25 protein-coding genes are annotated in these 23761 nt (G+C 67.3%); 16 read left to right on the plus strand and 9 right to left on the minus strand.

Features of this window, described 5'->3' with window-relative positions:
• Positions 1–21 precede the first annotated feature (21 nt).
• Positions 22–783: a CE1 family esterase gene (locus tag ACOHWE_RS04070; RefSeq protein WP_420664312.1), complete on the minus strand. Its 762-nt coding sequence runs from the start codon at positions 781–783 to the stop codon at positions 22–24.
• Positions 784–881: 98 nt separating this feature from the next.
• The gene (locus tag ACOHWE_RS04075) at positions 882–1361 is read right to left on the minus strand and encodes a rhodanese-like domain-containing protein (protein ID WP_420664313.1); all 480 of its coding nucleotides are present in this window, start codon (positions 1359–1361) and stop codon (positions 882–884) included.
• A 265-nt stretch (positions 1362–1626) separates the two neighbouring features.
• Here ACOHWE_RS04075 and ACOHWE_RS04080 point away from each other — a divergent pair, with 265 nt between their 5' ends.
• From ACOHWE_RS04080 to selD, 7 genes are all read left to right on the plus strand, one after another.
• The gene (locus ACOHWE_RS04080) at positions 1627–4488 is read left to right on the plus strand and encodes a monovalent cation/H+ antiporter subunit A (RefSeq protein WP_420664314.1); all 2862 of its coding nucleotides are present in this window, start codon (positions 1627–1629) and stop codon (positions 4486–4488) included.
• A 2-nt stretch (positions 4489–4490) separates the two neighbouring features.
• Positions 4491–4844: a Na+/H+ antiporter subunit C gene (locus tag ACOHWE_RS04085; protein ID WP_420664315.1), complete on the plus strand. Its 354-nt coding sequence runs from the start codon at positions 4491–4493 to the stop codon at positions 4842–4844.
• The gene (locus tag ACOHWE_RS04090; protein WP_420664317.1) at positions 4841–6391 is read left to right on the plus strand and encodes a monovalent cation/H+ antiporter subunit D; all 1551 of its coding nucleotides are present in this window, start codon (positions 4841–4843) and stop codon (positions 6389–6391) included. The genes ACOHWE_RS04085 and ACOHWE_RS04090 overlap by 4 nt, the downstream gene beginning before the upstream one ends.
• Complete coding sequence (locus ACOHWE_RS04095; RefSeq protein WP_420664318.1) at positions 6388–6885, plus strand: Na+/H+ antiporter subunit E; 498 nt, start codon at positions 6388–6390, stop codon at positions 6883–6885. The genes ACOHWE_RS04090 and ACOHWE_RS04095 overlap by 4 nt, the downstream gene beginning before the upstream one ends.
• Complete coding sequence (locus tag ACOHWE_RS04100; protein WP_420664319.1) at positions 6882–7151, plus strand: K+/H+ antiporter subunit F; 270 nt, start codon at positions 6882–6884, stop codon at positions 7149–7151. The genes ACOHWE_RS04095 and ACOHWE_RS04100 overlap by 4 nt, the downstream gene beginning before the upstream one ends.
• Positions 7152–7160: 9 nt before the next feature.
• Complete coding sequence (locus ACOHWE_RS04105) at positions 7161–7562, plus strand: Na+/H+ antiporter subunit G (RefSeq protein WP_420664320.1); 402 nt, start codon at positions 7161–7163, stop codon at positions 7560–7562.
• A gap of 68 nt (positions 7563–7630) precedes the next feature.
• A complete protein-coding gene (gene selD, locus ACOHWE_RS04110) occupies positions 7631–9799 on the plus strand; it encodes a selenide, water dikinase SelD (protein ID WP_420664321.1) in 2169 nt (722 codons plus the stop codon).
• Positions 9800–10026: 227 nt separating this feature from the next.
• Here selD and mnmH read toward each other — a convergent pair whose 3' ends face one another.
• Positions 10027–11079: a tRNA 2-selenouridine(34) synthase MnmH gene (gene mnmH, locus ACOHWE_RS04115; RefSeq protein ID WP_420664322.1), complete on the minus strand. Its 1053-nt coding sequence runs from the start codon at positions 11077–11079 to the stop codon at positions 10027–10029.
• Between the two features lie 177 nt (positions 11080–11256).
• On the opposite strand from mnmH, the gene ACOHWE_RS04120 reads away from it, so the two are divergent.
• Positions 11257–11754 (plus strand): MarR family winged helix-turn-helix transcriptional regulator, encoded by a 498-nt coding sequence (locus tag ACOHWE_RS04120; protein WP_420664324.1) that lies wholly within the window; start codon positions 11257–11259, stop codon positions 11752–11754.
• Positions 11755–11804: 50 nt separating this feature from the next.
• Here ACOHWE_RS04120 and ACOHWE_RS04125 read toward each other — a convergent pair whose 3' ends face one another.
• From ACOHWE_RS04125 to ACOHWE_RS04135, 3 genes are all read right to left on the minus strand, one after another.
• The gene (locus ACOHWE_RS04125; protein WP_420664325.1) at positions 11805–12506 is read right to left on the minus strand and encodes an SOS response-associated peptidase; all 702 of its coding nucleotides are present in this window, start codon (positions 12504–12506) and stop codon (positions 11805–11807) included.
• A gap of 51 nt (positions 12507–12557) precedes the next feature.
• On the minus strand, positions 12558–12866 hold the full coding sequence (locus ACOHWE_RS04130) for a DnaJ family domain-containing protein (RefSeq protein ID WP_420664327.1): 309 nt from the start codon (positions 12864–12866) through the stop codon (positions 12558–12560).
• Positions 12867–12982: 116 nt separating this feature from the next.
• The gene (locus ACOHWE_RS04135; RefSeq protein ID WP_420664328.1) at positions 12983–14563 is read right to left on the minus strand and encodes a bifunctional metallophosphatase/5'-nucleotidase; all 1581 of its coding nucleotides are present in this window, start codon (positions 14561–14563) and stop codon (positions 12983–12985) included.
• 175 nt (positions 14564–14738) lie between these two features.
• On the opposite strand from ACOHWE_RS04135, the gene ACOHWE_RS04140 reads away from it, so the two are divergent.
• Genes ACOHWE_RS04140 through arsC form a run of 3 tightly spaced genes read left to right on the plus strand, consistent with a single transcriptional unit; the run spans position 14739 to position 16470 of the window.
• On the plus strand, positions 14739–15077 hold the full coding sequence (locus tag ACOHWE_RS04140; RefSeq protein ID WP_420664330.1) for a DUF952 domain-containing protein: 339 nt from the start codon (positions 14739–14741) through the stop codon (positions 15075–15077).
• Positions 15074–16132 carry a quinone-dependent dihydroorotate dehydrogenase gene (locus tag ACOHWE_RS04145; RefSeq protein WP_420664332.1) on the plus strand — a complete coding sequence of 353 codons (1059 nt, stop codon included), beginning with the start codon at positions 15074–15076 and terminating at the stop codon, positions 16130–16132. The genes ACOHWE_RS04140 and ACOHWE_RS04145 overlap by 4 nt, the downstream gene beginning before the upstream one ends.
• Complete coding sequence (arsC, locus tag ACOHWE_RS04150) at positions 16129–16470, plus strand: arsenate reductase (glutaredoxin) (protein ID WP_420664334.1); 342 nt, start codon at positions 16129–16131, stop codon at positions 16468–16470. The genes ACOHWE_RS04145 and arsC overlap by 4 nt, the downstream gene beginning before the upstream one ends.
• Positions 16471–16529: 59 nt before the next feature.
• Here the strand turns inward: arsC and ACOHWE_RS04155 are convergent, their stop codons facing one another.
• Genes ACOHWE_RS04155 through ACOHWE_RS04165 form a run of 3 tightly spaced genes read right to left on the minus strand, consistent with a single transcriptional unit; the run spans position 16530 to position 18808 of the window.
• Entirely contained in the window at positions 16530–17849 is a 1320-nt protein-coding gene (locus ACOHWE_RS04155; RefSeq protein WP_420664336.1) for an MATE family efflux transporter, read from the minus strand.
• A gap of 6 nt (positions 17850–17855) precedes the next feature.
• Positions 17856–18389, minus strand: coding sequence for a PaaI family thioesterase (locus ACOHWE_RS04160; RefSeq protein WP_420664337.1), 534 nt, complete (start codon positions 18387–18389; stop codon positions 17856–17858).
• The gene (locus ACOHWE_RS04165; protein WP_420664339.1) at positions 18386–18808 is read right to left on the minus strand and encodes a PaaI family thioesterase; all 423 of its coding nucleotides are present in this window, start codon (positions 18806–18808) and stop codon (positions 18386–18388) included. The genes ACOHWE_RS04160 and ACOHWE_RS04165 overlap by 4 nt, the downstream gene beginning before the upstream one ends.
• Before the next feature lie 127 nt (positions 18809–18935).
• Between ACOHWE_RS04165 and ACOHWE_RS04170 the strand changes: the two genes are divergently transcribed.
• From ACOHWE_RS04170 to ACOHWE_RS04190, 5 genes are all read left to right on the plus strand, one after another.
• Complete coding sequence (locus tag ACOHWE_RS04170; protein ID WP_420664340.1) at positions 18936–19304, plus strand: MerR family transcriptional regulator; 369 nt, start codon at positions 18936–18938, stop codon at positions 19302–19304.
• Between the two features lie 409 nt (positions 19305–19713).
• Positions 19714–20115, plus strand: coding sequence for a MerR family transcriptional regulator (locus tag ACOHWE_RS04175; protein WP_420664341.1), 402 nt, complete (start codon positions 19714–19716; stop codon positions 20113–20115).
• A 210-nt stretch (positions 20116–20325) separates the two neighbouring features.
• On the plus strand, positions 20326–22107 hold the full coding sequence (locus ACOHWE_RS04180; protein WP_420664343.1) for an acyl-CoA dehydrogenase C-terminal domain-containing protein: 1782 nt from the start codon (positions 20326–20328) through the stop codon (positions 22105–22107).
• Between the two features lie 71 nt (positions 22108–22178).
• Positions 22179–22391, plus strand: coding sequence for a hypothetical protein (locus ACOHWE_RS04185; RefSeq protein WP_420664344.1), 213 nt, complete (start codon positions 22179–22181; stop codon positions 22389–22391).
• 67 nt (positions 22392–22458) lie between these two features.
• Positions 22459–23610: an acyl-CoA dehydrogenase family protein gene (locus tag ACOHWE_RS04190; RefSeq protein WP_420664345.1), complete on the plus strand. Its 1152-nt coding sequence runs from the start codon at positions 22459–22461 to the stop codon at positions 23608–23610.
• Positions 23611–23761 lie beyond the last annotated feature (151 nt).

Here is a 23761-nt window from a genome sequence, read left to right on the forward strand (position 1 = left end):
GCCATCCGCGGGGCCGGCCATTCAGCGCAGGGCGCCCGCCTCCGCCAGCCAGTCCGCAAGCCAGCCGGGCCAGGCATCGGGGATACGGTGGCCGCCCTCGAAAAGCACCAGGCCGATCTCTGCTCCCGGCGCGCAGTCCCACCGGCGGCGCAGCACACCCGCCGCGCGCCAGCTCTGCGCAGGCGCATGACTGGCGCAGCCATTGGTCTGCCGCCACAGCTCCAGCGCGGCAAAGGCATCGCCCTGCACGAAGCGCCCGCCACCCAGCACCCGGCCTTCCAGCGGCACCACGCCATCGCTCCAGCCGTGACTGTGCAACAGCCGCACCGGTCCCGCGCAGGCTTCGGGTTGCGGCCGCCAGAAGGCGCCCGACACGGGCGCATAGGCGGCAAAGGCCTCCGGGTGTTCGCAGGCCAGATAATGCACCATGAAGGCGCCCGAGGAGAATCCCGCGAGCACCGTCCGCCGCAGCGAGGTGCCAAAACGGGCAGCGGCGTCTTCCAGCACCTCGGCGAAGAACGCGGCCTCGTCCCGGCCCTGCCAGAACGGGCCGAACACCCAGGAGCGCCGCCCGCTGCCCGCGCCGCCGGCCGCGGAGCCGCGCAGGCTGCCTTCCGGCGCAATCAGGGCAAAGCCGCGCGCTGTCAGCCCTTCGGCAAGGGAACGGTTGCCGAGAATTTGTGCACTGCTGCCGCCATAGCCATGCAGGAACATCACCACCGGGGCCTTCGCCCCGGGTTCATGACCATCCGGCAGCAGGATGCGGTAGCTGCCGCGGTCCACTTCACACGGTCCGTCCGCTCCGGCGCAGGCCTCTGCCCAACGCGGCGCCGCCGCCATAACGCAAAGGACCAGCAGCCGAATCGCCGCCCTTCGTGCGCTCAGGCCCGCCATGGCACCACCGGCAGGCCGCGGGCGATCCAGCCCGGCCCGGCGGCGGAGCCCAGCATGCCCTCGGGCACGTCCGCAATGGTGGGGAGCCCCTCGGCCGCCAGCGCCCGCACCATTCTGGCCGAGCGCACGCCGCGGGCACAGATCAGCGCCACCGGGAGATCAGCCGCCCCCGAAGCCGCGCGCACGGCCGCGGCAAAATCCGCACGCCGCATGTCAATGGGGCGGCTGCCCGCAGGCACCCCGGTGGCGCGCCATTCCTCCGGGCGGCGGATGTCCACCAGCAGGACCGTGCCCGCCTGCACCCGCGCCCAGGCCTGCTCCGTTCCGAGCCGGGGCTGACCGTGCCGGGGCGGCTGAGCCCGCAGCCACAAGCCGCCCGCCCCCGCCAGCGCCGCTGCGCCGCCAAGAGCCAGAAGCCGGCGCCGCGGCCAGAGCTTCGCGGACCCGTTCTGCACCGTCTCAGCCATGAGGCCCCTCCTTTGCGGAAACATGCCGCCGCGCCCGCGGCCATCCTAGCAGGCAGCAAAACGAGCGCGCCACACAAGCGAAGCAGTTTCACTCATCAAGTTCTTGTCAACTGCGGCTCCACGCCCCAAATAGCAGGAAAGACAACAAATAATTGCCGCCCGCCTGCGGAATATGCGCGCAGGCAGGGCGGACGGGGTGGCTCTGGGACCAAAAATTGCTTAGCAAATACCTCATTCGCGCCAATCCCAAACCGGAGAACTGCACGTGTCCCTGTTTCTGATTGCGGCCCTGCCCTTTCTCGGAGCCGTCTTCCCCGCTCTGCTGATCCGCGCCGGGCGCAATGCCGCGGCCTCGGCGGCGGGGCTTACCAGCCTGCTCGCATTTATCGGTCTGATGCTGCATATTCCAACCGTCTTCCGCGGCGGGACCGTGCATGCAGCGGTGGACTGGCTGCCCGCGCTGGGTCTCAACGCGCATTTCTTTCTTGACGGGCTCGGCTTCCTGTTTGCGGCGATGATCCTCGGCATTGGCCTCCTGATCATCCTCTACGCGCGGTTCTATCTCTCGCGCGAGGATCCGATGGGGCAGTTCTTCAGCTACCTCCTGCTGTTTCAGGGCGCGATGGTGGGCATTGTGCTGTCCAACAATATCCTGCTTCTGCTGGTGTTCTGGGAGCTCACCTCGCTGTCCTCCTTCCTGCTGATCGGCTATTGGAAGCACCTGCCCGAAGGCCGCCAGGGCGCGCGCATGGCACTAACGGTGACCGGCGGCGGCGGGCTGGCGATGATCGCGGGGATGCTGATCCTCGGCAATATCGCGGGCTCCTACGACCTGAGCGAGATACTGCTGCAAAAAGAGGCGATCCAGGCTTCGCCGCTTTACCTGCCGGCGCTGGTGCTGATCCTTTTGGGCTGCTTTGCCAAGTCGGCGCAGTTCCCGTTTCATTTCTGGCTGCCGCACGCGATGGCGGCCCCCACGCCGGTGTCCGCCTACCTGCACTCCGCTACCATGGTGAAAGCGGGGCTGTTCCTGATGGCGCGGCTCTGGCCGGTGCTCGCGGGCACGCCTGAGTGGTTCTACATTGTTGCCACAACCGGCCTCGTGACCATGCTGATCGGCGCGGTGATTGCCCTGTTCAAGGACGACCTCAAGGCGCTCTTGGCCTTTTCCACCGTCAGCCATCTTGGCCTCATCACCATGCTTCTGGGCTTCGGCACCAAGATCGCTGCGGTGGCCGCGGTCTTCCACATCATCAACCACGCGACCTTCAAGGCCGCGCTGTTCATGACCGCGGGCATCGTCGACCACGAGGCCGGCAGCCGCGACATCAAGCGGCTGGGAGGCTTGCGCCACCTGATGCCGGTGACCTTCACCATCGCGCTTGTCGCGTCGCTGTCGATGGCGGGCATCCCGCCCTTGAATGGCTTCCTATCCAAGGAAATGATGCTGGAGGAAGCCACCCACACCGTCTGGAACGGCTCGCATTTGTTCGTGCCGCTGCTTGCAGGCATCGCGGCGCTGTTCTCGGCCGCCTATTCCTTCCGCTACATTGCGCATGTGTTCCTCGGCCCCAAACGGGACGATTACCCCGGCCACCCGCATGACCCCAACACGGGCATGTGGATCGGGCCTGCCTTCCTGGTGGTGCTGGTGGTGGCGATCGGGCTCGCCTCAGCCAAAATCGCGGGCCCGCTGGTGGCAACGGCTGCCAGCGCGGTGATCGGCGGCGGGGAGCTGCCGTATTACTCGCTTAAGCTCTGGCACGGGCTGACGCCTGCGCTTTATATTTCCATCGCCGCGGTATTGGGAGGGCTGGTCCTCCTGGCGCTGCACCGCCCTCTGGCGCGCATCTGGAACGCCCTGCCGCGCCCCGAGGCCAAGACCATCTTCGATGCGCTGATCGGCGGCGTGGCCCGGCTCAGCCAGTGGATCACCGACGGGCTGCACAATGGCGCGCTGACCCGCTATGCTGCGGTGATGGTCGCCTTCACTGTGGCGGTCGCCTGGTTCGCCTTCCAGGGCGGCGCGCTCTCCGCCGCCACACGCGCGGCGCAGGAGCCCGGCTACATCCCGATGATCGCCTGGTTCGCGCTGGTGGTGGCGACGCTCTTCATCGTCGCCAAGCACCGCAACCGACTGCTGGCGCTGGTGCTGATCGGCGTGGTCGGCCTGATCGTCTCGCTGTCCTTCAACTACCTCTCCGCCCCCGACCTCGCGCTCACCCAGATTTCGGTCGAGGTGGTGACCATCATCCTGATGCTGCTGGCCTTGAACTTCATGCCCAAGGAAACCCCGGTGGAGACCCCGGTGCTGCTGCGTCTGCGCGATGGCGCCATCGCGGTGGTGGCGGGGCTGGGCACCGGCGCGCTGGTCTATGCCCTCCTGCTGCGCGACTTCGCCTTCCCGACGATCTCGGACTTCCACCTCGCCAATTCCTACAAGGGCGGCGGCGGCACCAACGTGGTGAACGTGATCCTCGTCGACTTCCGCGGTTACGATACCTTTGGCGAGATCATCGTCCTCGGCATTGCCGCCATGGTGATCTACGCCCTGACCGAGGCGGTGCTGGCGACCCGCGTGCGCGCCTACTTGCTCAACCGCAAGCCGGACCTGCCGCAGGCGGGCGACAGCCATCCGCTGATGATGGTGGTGGCCACCCGGGTGATGATGCCACTCGCGCTGATGGTGGCGGCCTATATCTTCTTCCGCGGCCACAACCTCCCTGGCGGCGGTTTCATCGCCGGGCTGATCGCCGCGATTGCGATCATCATGCAATACATGGCCTCCGGTTTCGGCTGGGCCACCGAGCGGCAGCGCTACCCCTATCACGCCATCATCGGCTCGGGCGTGCTGGTCGCCGCGGCCACCGGCCTTGGCGCCTGGTTCAGCGGCATGCCCTTCCTCACCAGCGCCTTTGGCTACATCCACTGGGAGCCTCTGAACGAGTTCGAATGGGCCACCGCGGCGCTGTTCGACGTGGGCGTCTTCCTCGCCGTTGTCGGCGCAGTGCTGCTGGCGCTGGAAAGCCTGTCGCGCTTCGCCTGGCAGCCGGGGATCAGCTCTGAATTTGCAATGGACATCAACCCGTCGCGCGAAGACGCGGCCAAGACCGGGACGGAGGGCTGACCATGGAACTGCTCGTCGCCTCGGCCGTCGGCATCCTCACTGCGGCCGGCATCTACCTGATCCTGCGCCGCCGCAGCTTCCCGGTGATCCTCGGCCTGTCGCTGATCACCTATGCGGTCAATGTCTTCCTGTTTGCCTCCGGGCGGCTGAGGACAGCGGCACCGCCGATCCTCAACAAGTATGAGGAGGTGGCCTATACCGATCCGCTGCCGCAGGCGCTGGTGCTCACGGCCATCGTGATCTCCTTCGGCATGACCGCCGTAGTGGTGATGATCGCGCTTGGCGCCTATCTTTCGTCGCGCGATGACCGCACCGCGCTGGACCACGGCCCCGACGGCGCCGGAGAAGAGCTATGAACCACCTTCTGATTGCCCCGGTGGTGCTGCCCGCGCTGGTGGCTCCCTTCATCATCATGGTGGTGCGCCACCACCTCGACCTGCAGCGGATTTTCTCGGTGGCGAGCACCGTGCTGCTGGCCGCGATTTCGCTGACGCTGGCGGCGCAGGCCGCGGACGGCAGCGTGCAGGTCTACGAGCTTGGCGACTGGCCCGCGCCCTTCGGCATCGTGCTGGTGCTGGACCGGCTCGCGGGCATGATGCTGGTGCTCACGTCCTTCCTGGCGCTGCCGGTGCTGCTCTATGCCATCGGCACCGGCTGGGACACGCGCGGCAGCAATTTCCACGCGCTTTTCCAGTTCCAGCTGATGGGCATTCTCGGCGCCTTCCTGACCGGCGACGCTTTCAACCTCTTCGTTTTCTTCGAGGTGCTGCTCATCGCCTCCTACGGGCTGATGATCCACTCCGGCGGCCCGCGCCGCTTCACCGCCGGGGTGCAATATGTGGTCTACAACCTCCTCGGCTCCACCCTGTTCCTGTTTGCGCTCGGCACCATCTACGCGGTGACCGGAACGCTCAACATGGCCGATCTCGCGGTCAAAGTGGCTGAACTGGCGCCGGGCGACACCGCGCTGCTCCGCGCGGGCGCGGCGATGCTGCTCTTGGTCTTCGCGATCAAGGCGGCGCTGCTCCCGCTGCACTTCTGGCTGCCCGCGGCCTATGCCAATGCACCGATGCCAGTGGCCGCGCTGTTCGCGATCATGACCAAGGTTGGCGCCTATGCCATCCTGCGCGTCTTCACCCTGATCTTCGGACCTGAGGTGAGCGCCACCGAAGGCCTCAGCGAAAACTGGCTGCTGCCCGCGGCGCTGCTTACCCTGGGCGCCGGCGCCATCGGCATCATCGGCGCGCGCCACATCGGGCGGCTGATGGCCTTTGGCGTCATCACCTCCATGGGCACGCTGCTCACCGCAGTCTCCCTCTTCACCGAAGCCTCAACTGCCGCCGCGCTCTACTACCTGGTGCATTCGACGCTGGCCGCGGCGCTCCTGTTCCTGGTCGCCGACCTGGTGATCGAACGCCAGGGCAGCCTGATTGAGGCGCAAAGCCCTATGCCGCAATCCGGGCTGATCGCGGCACTTTACTTCACCGGCGCCATCGCGCTGGCAGGGATGCCGCCGCTCTCCGGCTTCCTCGGCAAGCTGCTGGTGCTTGACGCCACCCGCGACGCGGCGCACGCGCCCTGGATCTGGGGCGTGGTGCTCTCGGGCTCCCTGGTGACCATTGTGGGCCTTGCCCGCGCGGGCTCGCAGCTGTTCTGGAAGGCCCACGCCATCCCCGCCGCAGAGCCTGCGCAGCTGGAACCGCTGGCGGCGGACCTGCTGCCGGTGCATATGGCGCCTGCCCCGCGCCGCCTGCCCTTCGCGGCCTGTTCCGCCATCCTCACCGGGCTGGTCGCGCTCACCGTCTTTGCAGGCCCCGCCACCCGCTACGCCGAGGCCACCGCCGCACAACTCTATGCGCCCGCGGAATATATCGACACCGTGCTGGGGGAGTCTGAACAATGAAGATCTTCCGCCGCATCCTGCCGCACCCGATCCTGACGCTGCTGCTGACCGTGACCTGGCTCCTGCTGGTCAACGGCTGGTCGCTCAACTCGCTCCTGTTCGGCTTCCTGCTGGGGGTGCTGATCCCTTTCGTGACCCAGCCCTACTGGCCCGCGCGCCCGCGCCTGCGCAGCCCCTTCAAGGTCGCCGAGTATATCTTTGTGGTGCTTGGCGACATTATCATCGCCAACGTCATCGTGGCCCGCATCGTGCTGTTCAAGCCCAACGCCGACCGCCGCCCGAACTGGATCACCATCCCGCTCGACCTGAAAACGCCAGAGGCGATCACCGCGCTGGCCGGCACTATCACCATGACCCCCGGCACGCTGTCCGCTGACCTGTCGAGCGAGGGCCATGCGCTCCTGGTGCACTGCCTCGACGCGCCCGACCCCGACGCGGTGAGGGATGAGATCAAGCAGCGCTACGAACGCCGTCTGATGGAGATTTTCGAATGATCGCAATCGCCACCCTCTTCGCCTTCGGCTGTTTCGCGCTCGCCATGCTGATGAACCTGTGGAAAGTGGTGACCGCGCCCGACGTGGCCGACCGCATCCTCGCGCTCGACACCATGTTCATCAACGCCATCGCGCTGATCGTGCTTTATGGGCTGGCGCTCGGCTCCGAGATCTTCTTCGAAGCCGCCATCATCATCGCCATGCTTGGTTTCGTTTCTACCGTGGCCTATGCGCGCTTCATCCTGCGCGGCAACATCATCGAGTGAGGGGGTAGCATGGAAAGCCTTTTTGAATTCGGCGTTGCCGCCTTTCTGATCATCGCGGGCATCTTCGGCCTCGTCGGCTCCTACGGGCTGATCAAGCTCGATGACCCGATGTCGCGCCTGCACGCACCGACCAAGGCCACCACGCTAGGCGTCGGGGGGGTGCTCCTGGCGTCCATGCTGCACTCCTGGGGGTTCGAGGAGTACCCCTCTTTCCACGAGCTGATGATCACCCTGTTCCTGTTTCTTACCGCGCCGGTGACCGCGCATTTCATCGCCAAGGTGCACATTCACCGCCGCGAACGGCGCGAGACCATGCCTTCCCCGGGCGAGGACACCTGCTGGGCCACCCACGCAGGGCCGGAGGAGGTTCAGAACGCAAAAGATCCCGCAGGCGAAGACAAGGCGGGCTGAGCGCAAGGCGGCACCCCGTACTTGCGTGGCTCCTCCCGTCCCCTCAGGACAGCAAAGGCAGAACAGATATGGACCCGGCCCGTCTCCCCCTCACCCGCGACCTGGTGCTGATCGGCGGCGGCCACAGCCACGCGCTGGTGCTGCGCAAATGGGGCATGCGGCCCTTGGCCGGCGCCCGCCTCACCGTCATCAACCCCGGCCCCGCCGCGCCCTATTCCGGCATGCTGCCGGGGTTTGTCGCGGGCCATTACGGCCGCGACGAGCTCGACATCGACCTGGTGCAGCTTGCCCGTTACGCCGGCGCCCGGCTGGTCCTCGGCGCGGCCGAGGCGATCGACACCGCCGCCCGGCTGGTGCATGTGCCGGGCCGCCCGCCGATCGCTTATGACGTCGCCTCTATCGACATCGGCGTCACCTCGGCAATGCCGGACCTTCCGGGTTTCTCAGACCACGGTGTCCCCGCCAAACCGCTCGGTGCCTTCGCCGCCCGATGGGAGGCGTTCCGGGACGGCGATACTCCCGCCCATGTGGCAGTGATCGGCGGCGGTGTCGCCGGGGCCGAGCTGGCGATGGCCATGGCGCACGCCCTGAAGGTGCGCGGCCGCCTCGGCCAGGCCACTCTGATCGACGCCGGCACCGCCCTTGGCGGCCTGGGCCCCGACGCCCGCAAGCGCCTGCGCCAGGCCCTCACCGAACGCGGCGTGCGGCTGGAGGAAAACACCTCCGCCGCCCGCGTCGAGGCGGACCACATCGTGCTCGAGGACGGGCGCGAGATCCTCTCGAGCTTCACTGCCGGCGCTGCCGGCGCCCGCCCCTACGGCTGGCTGGAGGCCAGCGGCCTGGCGCTGGAGCAGGGCTTCATAAAGGTTAGCAAGACCTTACAAAGCTCTGACAACAATATATTTGCTTCCGGAGACTGCGCACATCTGGAGTTCTCCCCCCGGCCCAAGGCCGGGGTCTACGCGGTGCGCCAGTCACCGGTGCTGTTCCACAACCTGCGCGCCCGCCTCACCGGAGACCCGCTGCGCCGCTACCGCCCGCAGAAGGACTATCTGAAGCTGATCTCGCTCGGCGCCAGGGAGGCGCTCGGCGAACGCTTCGGCACCACCATCTCCGGCCCGATGGCCTGGCATCTGAAGGACCGCATCGACCAATCCTTCATGGACAAATTCCGCGACCTCCCCCCGATGGACGCGCCCGAGCTGCCCGCCGAGCATACCCTCGGGATGGAGGCCGCCCTCGGCGACAAACCGCTCTGCGGCGGCTGCGGCGCCAAGGTCGGCCGCGGCACGCTGTTCGCAGCGCTCACCGGCGGCGGCAGGCCTGGGGCCGAGCGCAGTGATGTTTCGGCCTTGCCCGGGGACGACGCGGCACTCCTGACCACCGGCGGTGTGACCCAGGTGATCAGCACCGACCACCTGCGCGCTTTCTGCAACGACCCGGTGCTGATGGCCCAGATCGCCGCGGTACATGCGCTTGGCGACATCTGGGCCATGGGCGCCGAGCCGCAGGCCGCCACCGTGAGCCTGATCCTGCCCCGGATGACTCCGGCGCTGCAGGCCCGCACGCTGGACGAGATCATGGGCGCGGCCGGCGCGGTCCTGGGCGAGGCGGGCGCGGCGATTGCCGGCGGCCACACCTCGCTCGGCGACGAGCTGACCATCGGCTTCACCCTCACCGGCCTCTGCCCGCGCCCGCCGGTCACGCTTGCTGGCGGCAAGCCCGGCGATGCGCTGATCCTGACCAAGCCGCTCGGCTCCGGAGTGCTGATGGCGGCGGAGATGGCGGGCGAGGCCACGGGCGCCTGGATCGCCGGCGCCTGGCAGCAGATGAGCCAGCCTCAGGGAGACGCCTCCCGCATCCTCTCGGAGGCCCATGCGATGACCGATGTGACCGGCTTCGGCCTCATCGGCCACTTGCTCGGCATCTGCGAGGCGTCCGGCACGGGCGCCGAGATCACCACCGGGAGCGTGCCGCTGATGGCAGGCGCGGCGGAGCTGGCCGAGCGCGGCATCCGCTCCTCCCTCTTCCCCGCCAACCAGGCCGCCGCGCCGGAATTGCAGGTGGCAGGCTGGCAGGAGCTCCTGTTCGACCCGCAAACCGCAGGCGGGCTGCTCGCCGCGGTGGCGCCAGAGCAGGCGGACAGCCTGGTGGAGCAGCTCAAGGACGCAGGCTACCCCGCCGCCCGCATCGGCCGCCTGACCAGCACCGGCACCGCCATCACCCTTACGTCCTGACGGCGCGCATCCGGCCCGCCCGCCCACGGCCCCGCCTGCCGCACGGCAGGCGCTCCCGCCCGGCTTCGGGATCCTTGCGGACCCTCACCCCGTTGGGCCTGGCCCGGCGCCATGCGCCGGGCCAGGCCCAACGGGAGCGGAGCATGCCAATGCACCGGCGACGGGCGGGAGAACCCCGCTTGCGGCTGAAAGCTGACGGTGTACATGGGCGCTTTTAGCGGGCCGTATCAGAGCCGCGCCATCACCTCGACCACCTGCTCCGCGGCGCGGTCGAGGCCTCTCCTGTCGAGGCTCTCCGCCTCCACCACCGCCGCGACCTCGGCCCCCACCGCGGCGCGGGACTTGCGGTAGGCGGGGTCGTAGTGCTGCGCCATCAGCGCGCGGGTGAGCCCCGGCTTGTCGCCCGCGGCGATCAGCTCGAACCAGCCGTCCACCACGGCCCCCGAGCGGTGCGCGCGCAAGGGTGCCAGCTTGTCGCGCAGGCCCTCCGCGTCCGAGAGGATGTCGTCATAAGCCTCTGTCAGGTAACGGCAGCGCGCCTCCGCCGGGGCCCTGAGCTCGATCCGCGGCGCCTTCTTCATCGCCTCCCAGACCGCGGGCGGGATGATGCGCTGGCCGATCTTGCTCGACTCCGCCTCGACCAGCACCGGGCGCGCCGGGTCAAACGGCAAAAGCGCCCCGGACAGCGCCGACTCGAAGCCTTTCTGCGAGGGCTGCGGCTCCGTCATGTCTCCCAGCAGCGAGCCGCGGTGATTGGCCAGCCCTTCCAGGTCCACCACCTGCACCCCCAGCGCGCCCGCCCGCTTCAGCACCTCGGTCTTCGCGGTGCCGGTATAGCCATCGAGCGCCACCAGCCGGTGCGGCAGCGCCTCCTCGTAGAGCGCCTTGTGCACCAGCCGCCGGTAGGTCTGGTAGCCGCCCTGCACCACCTCGGCGCGCCAGCCGATCTGCTGCAGCATCCAGGTGAACGACCCCGACCGCTGCCCGCCCCGCCAGCAGTAGATCAGCGGCCGCCAGCCGCCCTCGTGATGGCTCAGCCGCTGCTCGATATGGTCGGCGGCATTGCGGAACACCAGCGCTGCGCCCAGTTTGCGGGCGAGGAACGGGCTTTCCTGCACGTAGATGGTGCCGACACGGGCGCGCTCCTCGTTGTCGAGCACCGGCATGCTGACCGCGCCGGGCACGTGGTCTTCGGCATATTCCGCCGGGCTGCGCACGTCGATCACTGTATCGTGGCCGTGGGCATAAAACTCTTGCAAGGATGTGAAACGCAGCGCCATGCGCCTGATCTACCGCGCGCACCCGGCAAGGGAAAGCGCAAACACGGCCGCAGAGCTCCCCGCACCGGATTGGGGCTTGCGCGGAATGCGCACCGGGCAGTATGCCAAAAGGGCGTGCCGGCCCGGGCCACGCACGCCGCCCACCACACCAAAGCCCCTGGACGCAAGGACCGCGCAATGACCACTGACGCCCAGCTCGAGATCCACACCATGCCCGGCCACCTGATCCGGCGGCTGCACCAGATCTCGGTGGCGCAGTTCATGGAGTGCATGGCCGCGGCGGGCGCCGATCTCACGCCGGTTCAGTACGCCGCGATGACGGCGATTGCCAGCCATCCGGGCATCGATCAGGCCACTGTGGCCGGTCTCATCGCCTATGACCGGGCGACGCTGGGCAAGGTTGCGGACCGGCTGGTGGAGAAGGGGCTGGTGGCGCGCCAGGTCTCCGCCGCCGACCGCCGGGCGCGCGAATTGACCCTCACCAACGAGGGCGCGGCGCTGCTGGCGCAGATCGGTCCCATTGTGCGGGAGTCGCAGCCGATGGTGCTGAGCGGGCTCAGTGAGGCGGAGCGCGAGACCTTCATCGCGCTTCTGCAGAAGGCGACGCTGGCCGCCAACGAGCTGAGCCGCGCGCCGCAGCGCGACCTGCCGCCCCCGCCGCAAGCAGCGGAATAGCAACGCGAAACAAGCGTTTGTAAACACGCGGTAAACCCGAAACGGCATCGTCACTCCGCTGCCGGATCATCCTCTTCAAATGGCTCGATCAGCTCCGGCCCCGAGGCGCGGTTGGAGTTCACCGCCGGGTCGACCCTGTAGAATTCCAGCACATCCTCCGCACCGGGCTGCATCAGCTTTGCGGCGCCGCGGCCTTCCTCGCCCAGCCACAGCGGCCAGTCTTCCGGCTCCAGCACCAGCGGCATCCGGTGGTGAATCGCCTTCATGGTGCTGTTGGCAGCGGTGGTGATGATGGCGCAGGTATCGACCGCGCCGCCCGCCGTGGCTTCCGGACTGCGGGCCTCCCAGCTTTGCCAGATGCCGGCAAAGGCGATAGGTGCGCCGTCCCGGCGGGTGATGTACCAGGGCAGCCGGGCACCCTGCTCATCCTTGGTCCATTCATAGAACCCGGTCGCCGGGACCAGGCAGCGGCGGCTGCGGCAGGCGGCGCGGAAGGCGGGTTTTTCCGCCACCGTCTCGGCCCGGGCATTGATCAGCAGCGGCCCGCCATTTTCTGTCTTGTACCAATGCGGCAGGAAGCCCCAGCGCATTGACACGAGTCGCCGGCTGTCCTCGCCCGGACGCACGGCATGGACTTGCGTGGTCGGGCAGACGTTGTATTGCGGCACCTTGGGCAGGTCGTTGGCGGGCTGCGCCGCAAACAGCTGCGCCATCGCGTCGCTCGGCAGGGTCACGGCGAAGCGTCCGCACATGTCAGCCCCGGCGCGCCCAGCCACGGGCCGGCGGAAGACCGCCCTGCCCGCTCATTTAGCGTATGCCTTGCGCGCCAGTTCGATGCGGGCGTCCATCATCGACATCTCCTTCAGGACCTCCTGCCGCCGGGTGCGGTCGCCGGTCTCGCGCAGCTCCGCCCGCAGCCGCTCCAGCTCGCGCGAGAGGCTGACGAACTCCGGCACCCCGCCGCTTTCGCGCACCAGCCGGTTGAGCAGCGCGTTGTCCGGGTCGTCACAGTCCGGCAGCGGCTTGCCCGCGCCGGCGAGGTTGTCAAAGGCGCCCTCGGCCTCGGCGGCCTCGATACGGGCGTTGATGAGATCGATCAGCGGATGGTCCATGGCGGCAGTGTGCCATGACGCAAAGCGCAGCGGAACCCCGGGGAACCCCTGCGCTGAAAGGTCAGCCCTGCGGACCCAATGTTTCGCGCACGAAACATCAGGCCAGAACTTCTGACTTACTTCCGGGAGATCCGGCCGTCGGTGTAGGGCGTGTAAGGGCCCTGTTCGGCGAGGTATTCGGCCAGCACATCGGCCAGGTCGGGCCCGTAGTCGTAGGCGTTCTTGTCGTCGCCCTCGAACATCGCATAGCCGTCGCCGCCGTTGCGGACGTAGTTGTTGGTGACCACAAGATAGGTCTTCTCAGGGTCAACCGGCGCATAGCTGCCGTCTTCCTGCGCAACCTCGACCTCCTGCAGGCGGTTTTCACCAGCGGTGCCAGCCGGATCCCAGCTGAACTTGAGCCCCGCCACTTGCGGGAACCGCCCCTTTACGTCCTCGACCTGGCTCACGCCGTTTTCCAGCGCAGCCTTCAGGGTTGCGCCGTCGATCTCGAAGGTCGAAAGCGTGTTCTGGAACGGCAGCACGGTCAGCACCTCGCCCATGGTTACCGGGCCCGCGTCGATGCTGGCGCGGATGCCGCCGGAGTTGGCGATGGCGATGCTGACGCCCTGGTCCTTCACCCGGTCGAGCATCGCATCCGCCACCAGGTTGCCCATCGCGCATTCCTGCACCCGGCAGACATCGCGGCTGCCCTCAATGGCTTCGGCGGCCTCCGCCACCACCTTGGTGCGGATCTCGTCGAGCGGCCCCGCGAGTTCGGCGATGCGCTCCACCGTGGCGGCATCCTCGCTGACCGCGGCGTCCATCACCTGCGGCTCGCCACTGGCGGAAATCACGTTGCCCGCGTCGTCGAAGGTCACCTCCAGCGCGCCGAGGTACTTGCCATAGGCATAGGCCTGCACGATCTGCACGCCGTTCACGACCGTCGGATAGGGGCCGGCGGCCTTGTCTGAGGTGTTCGACAGGTATGTGTTGGTATGCCCGCCAACGATCACGTCGACGCCGGTCGTTTCCGCCGCAACCTTCTGGTCAACGCCGTAGCCCGAGTGGCTGAGCACCACGATCTTGTTCACGCCCTCCTCCGTCAGCCGGTCGACCTCGGCCTGCACCGCCGCGACAGGATCGGAGAAAGTGATGTTCTTACCGGGGCTTGCGAGTTCATGCGTATCTTCGGGCGTGAGGCCGATGAGCCCGATCCTCTCGCCGCCGCGCTCGATCACGGTGGATTTCTTCAATACATCCGCCAGCACCGGCTCCTTGGAGACGTCGGCGTTGGACATCAGCACCGGGAACTCCACCGCGTCCATGAAGCCGCGCAGCACCTCGGGGCCGTCATCGAACTCGTGGTTGCCCACGGTCATCGCGTCGTAGCCCAGCTTGTTCATCATCTCGGCCGCGACCTTGCCCTTGTAGTAGGTGTAGAACAGCGAGCCCTGAAACTGGTCTCCGCCATCCACCAGGATCGCATTGCCAGCCGCGTCGCGGGCCTCCTTGATCGCGGTCACCAGGCGGGCGGAGCCGCCGAAGCACTTGCCCTCGGCCTGGTCCTCCTCGCCGCAGCCGCTGTCGTACTTGTTGATCGGCTCGAAGCGGGAGTGGAAATCGTTGGTATGCAGGATGGTCAGCTTGTACTCCGCCGCCGCCATTCCGGCCGTGAGGCCAAGGGCTGCAACCGAGGTGAGAAATCGCGCGATCATGTGAAGGGTCTCCCGTTGGTCTGTTTTAGGGCGATGGTGCGCATAAAGGCAGCGCCCGTCAAAGGGGAAAAGCGCGTTCCGGAACTACCCTTGCGGAAAGGGGCCACGCGCGCGGCACCGCGGGCGGCCCTCAATGCCCCTTGATTCAGGCGCAAACGCAGGGCATCACCCGGCCATGCTGATTTACAAGATTTTCCGGGCGGACGAATGGGCCGCGCTGCAGGCCGCGGGCGAGACCCGGGGCGCGCCGATCGATGTAGCCGACGGCTATGTGCATTTCTCCACCGCCGCGCAGGCAGCCGAGACCGCGGCGAAGCATTTCGCGGGCGCCGAGGGGCTGGTGCTCTTGGCCTGCGATGCGGAGGCGATGGGCGACGATCTGCGATGGGAGGTCTCCCGCAATGATGCGCTGTTCCCGCATCTTTACCGCAAGCTGCGGATGACGGATGTGCTCTGGGCCAAACCGCTGCCGCTGGCGGATGGGCGCCATGTGTTCCCGGAGGATATGGCATGACCCTGTCCGAACGGCTGGCGCTGGCGGTAATGCACCGGATCGATCCGGAGGCCGCGCATGGGCTATCGGTCAAGGCGCTGCGGATGGGGCTTGCGCCCGCCCCCGGGCCGGTGACCTCGGCGCGGCTGAAAACTTCGCTCGCGGGCATCGCCCTGCCCAACCCGGTGGGTCTGGCCGCAGGTTATGACAAAAACGCCGAGGCGCTCGCGCCGCTGTCGCGCGCCGGTTTCGGCTTCATCGAGGCCGGTGCCGCCACCCCGCGGCCGCAGCCTGGCAACCCCAAGCCGCGGCTGTTCCGGCTGAGCGAGGACCGCGCCGCGATCAACCGCTTCGGCTTCAACAACGAGGGAATGGAGGCAATCGGCGCGCGGCTGGCGCAGCGGCCCAAGGATGCCGTGATCGGGCTGAACCTCGGCGCCAACAAGGACAGCGAGGACCGCGCCGCGGATTTTGCCAGGGTGCTCGCGCATTGCGGCGCGCACCTGGATTTTGCCACCGTAAACGTCTCCTCCCCCAATACCGAGAAGCTGCGGGATTTGCAGGGCAAGGCGGCGCTGTCGGCGCTGCTGGACGGTGTACTGGAGGCGCGGGCGGGGCTGGCGCGCCGGGTGCCGGTGTTCCTGAAGATCGCGCCGGATCTGGATGCGGCCGGTATAGAGGATATCGCAGAGGTCGCTGTGGAGAGCGGCATTGACGCGGTGATTGCCACCAATACCACGCTGTCGCGCGAAGGGCTGAAGAGCGCGCACAAGGGAGAGGCCGGCGGTCTGTCCGGTGCGCCGCTGTTCGAAAGATCCACCCGGGTTCTGGCGCGGCTGTCTGAGCTGCTGGACGGCCGGGTGCCTCTGGTGGGCGTCGGCGGCGTGGGATCGGCGGAACAGGCCTACGCCAAGATCTGTGCGGGCGCCTCGGCGGTGCAGCTTTATACCGCGCTGGTCTATGGCGGACTGTCACTGGCATCGGAGATTGCCCGCGGGCTGGACGATCTCCTGGCCCGCGACGGCTTCAGCACTGTCGCGGAAGCGGTTGGCAGCAAACGGGGAGACTGGCTGTGATCACCTATTGGCACAATCCGCGCTGCTCGAAATCCCGCGCAGGCCTTGCGCTGCTGCAGGAGCGCGGCGTGGAACACGAGGTGCGGCTCTACCTGCAGGATCCGCCCACTCTGGCGGAGCTGGAAGCCGTGCGTGAGGCGCTTGGCGCCGAGGCGATCGGGATGATGCGGACAGGCGAGAAGACGTTCAAGGAGCTGGGCCTTGCCAAGGACAGCCCGGAGGCGGAGCTGATGGCGGCGATGGCCGAGCATCCGGTCCTGATCGAGCGTCCGGTAGCGATCCGGGACGGCAAGGCGGTGATCGGCCGGCCCACCGAGGCGATCGAAGCGCTGATCTGACCCCGAGCACCGCTTTGCGGCGCGGAAAACGGTCCGGACGTCACGTGATTTCCGTGGCCTCAGGCGCCGACCGTGGCTTCCAGCCGCGGGTAGCGCAAGGCAAGCGTAACGCCGCGGGCGAGGTTCAGCACCATCAGCGCGGCCCAAAGACCGTGGTTGCCGAAGGCCGGCACCAGGATCAGCAGCGACACGACGTAGACCGCAACCGCTTGCAGCATCGCCACCCGCATGTCGCGGGTCCAGGTGGCACCGATGTAAATGCCGTCAAGCATGTAGCTGGCGACGCTCAAGGCGGGCGCCAGTACCGCCCAGATCAGGTGGACACGCCCCGCCTCCCGTACTTCGGGCGCGGTGGTCATGAGGTCGATCACCGCAGGACCCGCGATGGCAAAGCCAAGACCCAGCAGCAGCGCGCCGCCGGTGCTCCACTGCGCCGCCACCACCGCCGCGCGGCGCAGGGGCGCACGGGCGCGGGCGCCGACCGCGCCGCCGACCAGCGCTTCGGCCGCGAAGGCGAACCCGTCAAGCACGAAGGCGGTGAACTGCAGGAACTGCAGCAGGATCTGGTTCGCTGCGAGGTTCACGTCGCCGACACCGGAGCCGATGAACAGGAAGGCGGTGAAGGACCCGGTCAAGAGCACCGAGCGCACCATGATGTCGCCATTGACCTGCATCATCCGCTTCAGCCGCGCGCCGTCGAACACCCGCGCCCAGTCGCGCCATTGGTCGCCCGCAAAGGCGTCGCGGCAGAGCCAGAGCCCCAGCACCAGGCCGCTCCATTCCGCGATCAGCGTGGCCAGCGCCACGCCCTCCACCCCCCAGCCGAGGCCGAGAACGAACCACAGGTCCAGAACGATGTTGAGACCGTTCATCCAGACCTGCAGCACGAAGACCCCGCGGGTGCGCTCCACCGCGATCAGCCAGCCGGTGACGGCGTAAAGCGCGATGGTCGCGGGGGCGCCCCAGATGCGGATCTGGAGGTAGTCGCGGGCCAGCGCCTCCACCTCGGCGCTGGCAGGCGCCAGCAAGAAGGCCGCCCAGAACAGCGCGGCCTGGCCGAGGATGAAGAGGAGCCCCGCGGCCAAGGCCAGGAGCAGCCCGCGCATCAGCAGCGCGCCGGTCTCGGCGGTGTCGCCCGCGCCGCGGGCCTGGGCGGCAAGACCGGTGGTGCCCATACGCAGGAAGCCGAAAATCCAATAGACCGAGGCCAGGATCACCGCGCCGATGCCGACCGCGCCGATCGGGGCCGCGGCGCCCATCTGGCCGACCACGCCGGTGTCCACCGCGCCGAGGATCGGCACAGTGGCGTTGGAGAGCACAATGGGCACCGCGATTTTCAGCACCCGGCGGTGGGTGATCTCGGCCGTGAGCGCGGTCATCGCGGGTCAGCCCTTGCGGGGCTTGTCCGCGCCGTTTTGGTCCTGCGGCATTAGGAAATGGCCGGTGGCCTGAGCAAAGAGTTTGTCCTTGTGGTCCTGCCAGGCCTCCACATGCACCGAGGCATAGCGGCGCCCGGAGCGGTTCACCCGGGCGCGGGCATAGGCGTCGCGCGGCAGGCCGGAGCGCAGGTAGTCGACGGTGAAGTCGATGGTCTTGGGCTGGCGCGGCAGCCTGCCCGCCGCCATCTCCGCCGGGTCGAGATCGCCGGACTCGATCCGCGGCCAGAGGTGCGCCCAGTTGAGGGTGATCATCGCGGTGATCTCGAGGAAGGCCGCCGTCACCCCGCCGTGGATCGCGGGCAGGAAGGGGTTGCCGATCAGCTTGTCATCGAAATTGAGCTGCGCGGTCAGCTCATCGCCGCGGCGGTCGAAGGTCACGTTCAGAAAGCGGATGTAGGGGACGGAATCCACCAGCGCCTTCAGCGCGGCGTCGCGGCGCTGCTTCACGGTCTGCACCGGTTCGGGACGGGGGCGGCTCAAAACTTTTTCTCCACGGTGAAGGCGCCCGCGGCGGTGGCGACGGGGCGGCCGGTGTCCTCGTCCGTGGCCACCGCGCGCACGAAGGCGACGGAGCGGGTGATGTGGTGGCAGGTGGCGCGGGTGGTGATGGTCTGACCGGGCGTGGCCGGGCGCATGTAGTCGATGCGCAGGTCGATGGTGGCGGTGCCGCCGGGCGCGGACGGATGGCTCATCACCGCGGCACCGCAGCAAGTGTCCATCAGCGCCGAGACCGCGCCGCCGTGAATCACCCCGGTTTCCGGATCGCCGACCAGCTTCTCGTCGTAGGCCATGGTGATCTCAGCGGTGCCGTCGCCAATCTCGGTCAGCTTCATGCCGAGCTGGCGCGCATGCGGAATCGCTTCGATGAACTGGCGCGCCAGGTTGGTCTTGTCGGCCATGCGGGCTGTCCCTTGTGGTTGTTCGCGGTGATCTTGGCCTTCCCCCGCCGAAAGCGCAAGGCCGCTGCGGCGCGGCGCTTGCACTGGCCCGGCCATAGCCTTAGGTTGCCGGCAAGGGAGACGACGGATGTCCGACAACAGATTGTCATTCAAGGAAATGTGCGCCGAGTTCGAGGTGACGCCACGGACCTTGCGCTATTACGAATACATTGAGCTTCTGCAGCCCGACCGCGAGGGGCGCGCGCGCTTCTACGGCCCGCGCGAGCGGGCGCGGATGAAGCTTATCATGCGCGGCCGCAAGTTCGGCTTCCAGCTGGAAGAGATCCGGCAGTGGCTGCTGATCTACGAGAACGAGGGCAACCAGGCGCAGATGAAGGCGTTTCTGGAGATGGCCAACCGGCAGATGGTCGAGCTGCAGAAGCAGCGCGAGCAGATTGACGAGGCGATGGAGGAGCTGGGCCAGCTGCGCGCGACTACCGAGGGGCTCTTAAAGTAACCGGCCTCGCGACTGCATGGGCTATAGATGCGCCCCGTCTCCGAGTGAGGCGGGGCTTTTTGCATCCGGGAGCCCGCTAGACGCGCAGGGATGGCCCGGCGGCCGCTTGACGCGAAGCCGTGCATTGACGGCGCGCGGTGGCGATGCGCGGCGGCCTTGCGGCCTTGTCCCGCGCTGGCCATGCCCCCTCCGCCGCCCATAGATTCGGATTGCATCCTTGCCAGCCCCGGCACCCCTCTGGCGGCTTGAACCGGCACCGGCGCAAACCAACGCCGCGTCACCTGTTTGTGCGCAATGCGCGCGGCGGAAATGACGTGACGTACCGCTTACGTAAACGTCAAGCCGACTTGAAAACGCGGCCGGTTGGGGCCAGCCTAAGACCCGCACCAAGCCGTTAAGAGTGATGACGATGACCGAGGAAACCATGACCATCCGGGAGATGTGCGAGGCTTTTGACGTGACCCCGCGCACCCTCCGGTTCTACGAGGCAAAGGAGCTTCTGTTCCCGATCCGCGAAGGCCAGAAGCGGATCTTCACCAAGCGCGACCGCGCCCGCCTGAAGCTGATCCTGCGCGGCAAGCGCTTCGGCTTCAGCCTGGAGGAGATCCGCCAGCTTCTCGATCTCTACCACATGGGCGACCAGCAGCTGACCCAGCTGACCCGCACATACGAGATCGCGCAGGACCGTCTTGCCGACATGGAACGCCAGCGCGAGGAGCTGACGGAAGCCATCGAGGATCTGAAAGACCAGCTGCGCTGGGGCGAACAGGTGATTGCCTCGATGCGGGTGGAAAAACAGGCGGCGGAGTAGCCCGCGGGGCGGCCGGGCCCGATGCGGCCTGGTCCTGCCCGCCCGCCTCCGGCCCTTCGAATATCCCCTGGCCGGCACTCTATCGGGCGCCGGACCGGGACACAGACCCTGCCCTGCGCCGGACCCTTCGGCGTGCGCGGCACATAAAGACACGAAACGCGCCAGCTTCTCCGGCGCCAATATGAACCAACAGAGCTAACGAGGACTGCGATGCCCGCATATACAGCCCCCACCAAAGACACCCAATTCGTGCTGCACGACGTGCTGAACGTCTCCGCCTCCGGCATTCCCGGCTATGACGAGCTGGACGCCGAGTTCACCGGCGCGGTGCTGGAAGAGGCCGGCAAGATCGCAAGCGAGGTGCTGCACCCGCTGAACGTGGTGGGCGACACCGAGGGCTGCCGCCTGGAAAACGGCGTCGTCTACACGCCGAAAGGCTTCAAGGAAGCCTTCGAGCAGGTCAAAGAGGGCGGCTGGCCCGGGCTCGACATGCCGGAGGAATTCGGCGGCCAGAACATGCCCTACGTGATGGGCACCGCGGTGGGCGAGATGTTCTCTGCCGCGAACCAGGCCTTCACCATGTACCAGGGCCTGACCCATGGCGCCGCCTCGGCGATCCTCGCGCATGGCACCGATGAGCAGAAGAACACCTACCTGCCCAAGATGGTCTCCTGCGAGTGGACCGGCACCATGAACCTGACCGAGCCGCACTGCGGCACCGATCTGGGCCTGATGCGCACCAAGGCGGAACCGCAGGACGACGGCAGCTACAAGATCACCGGCCAGAAGATCTTCATCTCCTCCGGCGAGCATGACATGGCGGATAACATCATCCACCTGGTGCTGGCCAAGATCCCCGGCGGCCCGGAAGGCATCAAGGGCGTGTCGCTGTTTATAGTGCCGAAGTTCCTGGTGAAGGAAGACGGCGCGCTTGGCGCGCGCAACGGTGTCTCGGTCGGCAAGATCGAAGAGAAAATGGGCATCCACGGCAACTCCACCTGCGTGATGGATTACGACGGCGCCACCGGCTGGCTGCTCGGCACCGAGCACAAGGGCATGCGCGCGATGTTCACCATGATGAACGAGGCCCGTCTGGGCGTCGGCATGCAGGGCCTCGCACAGGCCGCGGCGGCTTATGAGAACGCGGTTGCCTACGCCAAGGACCGGCTGCAGGGCCGCGACGTGACCGGCGCGAAGAACCCCGAAGGCCCGGCCGATCCGCTGATCGTGCACCCGGACATCCGCCGCTCGCTGATGGACCAGAAGAGCTTTGTCGAGGGCGCGCGCGCCTTCATCCTCTGGGGTGCGACGATGATCGACAAGGCGCACCGCGCCGAGGACAAGGACGCCGACGGGCTGATCTCGCTGCTGACGCCGGTGATCAAGGGCTTCCTTACCGACCAGGGCTACGACATGACCGTGCAGGCGCAGCAGGTCTACGGCGGCCACGGCTACATCGAGGAATGGGGCATGTCGCAGTACACCCGCGACGCCCGCATCGCGATGATCTACGAAGGCGCCAACGGCGTGCAGGCGCTTGACCTGGTGGGCCGCAAGCTTGGCCAGGACGGCGGCAAGCACGTGATGGCCTTCTTTGAGCTGGTCAAGAGCTTCTGCAAGGACAACGCGGATGTGTCAGAGACTTACGCCAAGGACTTCATCGAGCCGCTGAAGGCGGCCTCGAAGGATCTGCAGGCGGCGGGCATGTTCTTCATGCAGAATGGCATGAAGAACCCGAACCACGCGCTGTCGGGCTCCTACGACTTCATGCACCTGTTCGGCCATGTCTGCCTTGGCCTGATGTGGGCGCAGATGGCGAAGGCGGCGCAGGGCAAACTTGACGCGGGGTCCTCTGACGCGGCGTTCTATGAGACAAAGCTGGCGACCGGCCGCTACTACATGGCACGGCGGCTGCCCGCGACCAAGCTGCACCTCGCCCGCATCGAGAGCGGCGCGGACACGGTGATGGCGCTGGACGCGGACCGCTTCTGAGCCTTGCGGGCGTCCCCCACGCGGGGGCGCCCCGCCCTGCCCCGGCCGGCGCCTGTGTGAGGAGAGGATCCATGCCGAAACGCTTCCGCCTGACCCGCCGCCTGCCGGTCGCAATGACCGAAGACGGCTACCGCAGGCTCAAACGCTTCGCCACCGAGGCCGGGCTCGACGAGGGCGAGGCGCTGTCATTCCTGTTCGAGCATTTCGACAGCGTGACGGACCACGAAAACCTGAGCCACCGGCTGCGCCAGTTCAATGCCGAACTGGAAGCGCGCAAGCGCTGACGCCGAGCGGCTGGCCACAGAACGACAAGGGCGCGCGCAAGCCGCGCCGGCAAGGGGGAGACTACAGATGAGCAGCGACCAAGCGTCGAAATGGATGACGGAAGAGCACCGGATGCTCGCCGGTATGACCGCTCAGTTCATCACCAACGAATGGGCACCGAAGTTCGAGACCTGGCGCAAGCAGGGCATGATGGACCGCGAGACCTGGAGCCAAGCCGGTGAGCTGGGCCTTTTGTGCCCTTCAGTGCCCGAGCAATATGGCGGTGCGGGCGGCGACTTCGGCCATGAGGCGGTGATCCTGATGGAGGGCAGCCGCGCCAACCTCGCGAGTTGGGGCCATGGCATCCACTCGGGCATCGTTGCGCATTACATCCTCGCCTATGGCACCGAGGAGCAAAAAGCGCGCTGGCTGCCGAAGATGGTGACGGGCGAGCTGGTCGGCGCGCTGGCAATGACCGAGCCCTCGACCGGCTCCGACGTGCAGGCGATCAAGACCAAAGCGGTGAAGGATGGCAACGCCTACAGGCTTTCGGGCCAGAAGACCTTCATCACCAACGGCCAGCATGCCAACCTGATCCTGGTCGCAGCCAAGACCGATCCGTCTGCAGGCGCCAAGGGCGTGTCGCTGGTGGCGGTGGAAACCGACGGCGCCGAGGGCTTCAGCCGCGGCCGCAATCTCGACAAGATCGGCTGCCACGCGGCGGACACTTCGGAGCTGTTTTTCGACAACGTGGAAGTGGCGCCGGAAAACATCCTCGGCGGCGCCGACGGCCAGGGCTTCTACCAGATGATGCAGCAGCTGCCGCAGGAACGCCTGATCATCGCCTGCGGCGCGGTCGGCGCGATGGAGGGCGCAGTGGAGCGCACCATCGCCTACTGCAAGGAGCGCGAAGCCTTCGGCGGGCCGATCCTGCAGTTCCAGAACACCCGCTTCAAGCTGGCGGAATGCCTGACCAAAACCAAGGTCGCGCGCGCTTTCCTCGACGAATGCATTGCCGAACACCTGGAGGGCCGCTTGAGCGTCGAGAAGGCGGCGATGGCGAAATACTGGATCACCGACACCCAGGGCGAAGTGCTGGACGAATGCCTGCAGCTGCATGGCGGCTACGGCTACATGCAGGAATACGCGGTGGGCGAGATGTGGGCCGACGCGCGCGTGCAGCGGATCTACGGCGGCACCAACGAGATCATGAAGGAGCTGATTGCGCGATCGCTGTAGGTGCAGGAGCCGCGGCGGCACCGAGGGAGGCTGATGATGGAGTTTGAGTATTTGGGGAAAGATGAAGCAAGGGCAGTGTCCCTGCCCCCAGGCCTTCGCCAAATGGGCAGGGACGTCTTCACCTTTCACGGCCATCGGCTCTCCAGCCTGC

This window comes from Cribrihabitans neustonicus (genome assembly GCF_048820895.1).
In the GTDB taxonomy this organism is placed as follows: domain Bacteria; phylum Pseudomonadota; class Alphaproteobacteria; order Rhodobacterales; family Rhodobacteraceae; genus Cribrihabitans_A; species Cribrihabitans_A neustonicus.

Coding starts and splice junctions, on each gene's coding strand:
- ACOHWE_RS04075 (WP_420664313.1), bottom strand. CDS start 1,361: ATGGCTGAGACGGTGCAGAACGGGTCCGCGAAGCTCTGGCCGCGGCGC.
- ACOHWE_RS04085 (WP_420664315.1), top strand. CDS start 4,491: ATGGAACTGCTCGTCGCCTCGGCCGTCGGCATCCTCACTGCGGCCGGC.
- ACOHWE_RS04090 (WP_420664317.1), top strand. CDS start 4,841: ATGAACCACCTTCTGATTGCCCCGGTGGTGCTGCCCGCGCTGGTGGCT.
- ACOHWE_RS04095 (WP_420664318.1), top strand. CDS start 6,388: ATGAAGATCTTCCGCCGCATCCTGCCGCACCCGATCCTGACGCTGCTG.
- ACOHWE_RS04100 (WP_420664319.1), top strand. CDS start 6,882: ATGATCGCAATCGCCACCCTCTTCGCCTTCGGCTGTTTCGCGCTCGCC.
- ACOHWE_RS04105 (WP_420664320.1), top strand. CDS start 7,161: ATGGAAAGCCTTTTTGAATTCGGCGTTGCCGCCTTTCTGATCATCGCG.
- selD (WP_420664321.1), top strand. CDS start 7,631: ATGGACCCGGCCCGTCTCCCCCTCACCCGCGACCTGGTGCTGATCGGC.
- mnmH (WP_420664322.1), bottom strand. CDS start 11,079: ATGGCGCTGCGTTTCACATCCTTGCAAGAGTTTTATGCCCACGGCCAC.
- ACOHWE_RS04120 (WP_420664324.1), top strand. CDS start 11,257: ATGACCACTGACGCCCAGCTCGAGATCCACACCATGCCCGGCCACCTG.
- ACOHWE_RS04125 (WP_420664325.1), bottom strand. CDS start 12,506: ATGTGCGGACGCTTCGCCGTGACCCTGCCGAGCGACGCGATGGCGCAG.
- ACOHWE_RS04130 (WP_420664327.1), bottom strand. CDS start 12,866: ATGGACCATCCGCTGATCGATCTCATCAACGCCCGTATCGAGGCCGCC.
- ACOHWE_RS04135 (WP_420664328.1), bottom strand. CDS start 14,563: ATGATCGCGCGATTTCTCACCTCGGTTGCAGCCCTTGGCCTCACGGCC.
- ACOHWE_RS04140 (WP_420664330.1), top strand. CDS start 14,739: ATGCTGATTTACAAGATTTTCCGGGCGGACGAATGGGCCGCGCTGCAG.
- ACOHWE_RS04145 (WP_420664332.1), top strand. CDS start 15,074: ATGACCCTGTCCGAACGGCTGGCGCTGGCGGTAATGCACCGGATCGAT.
- ACOHWE_RS04155 (WP_420664336.1), bottom strand. CDS start 17,849: ATGACCGCGCTCACGGCCGAGATCACCCACCGCCGGGTGCTGAAAATC.
- ACOHWE_RS04165 (WP_420664339.1), bottom strand. CDS start 18,808: ATGGCCGACAAGACCAACCTGGCGCGCCAGTTCATCGAAGCGATTCCG.
- ACOHWE_RS04170 (WP_420664340.1), top strand. CDS start 18,936: ATGTCCGACAACAGATTGTCATTCAAGGAAATGTGCGCCGAGTTCGAG.
- ACOHWE_RS04175 (WP_420664341.1), top strand. CDS start 19,714: ATGACCGAGGAAACCATGACCATCCGGGAGATGTGCGAGGCTTTTGAC.
- ACOHWE_RS04180 (WP_420664343.1), top strand. CDS start 20,326: ATGCCCGCATATACAGCCCCCACCAAAGACACCCAATTCGTGCTGCAC.
- ACOHWE_RS04185 (WP_420664344.1), top strand. CDS start 22,179: ATGCCGAAACGCTTCCGCCTGACCCGCCGCCTGCCGGTCGCAATGACC.
- ACOHWE_RS04190 (WP_420664345.1), top strand. CDS start 22,459: ATGAGCAGCGACCAAGCGTCGAAATGGATGACGGAAGAGCACCGGATG.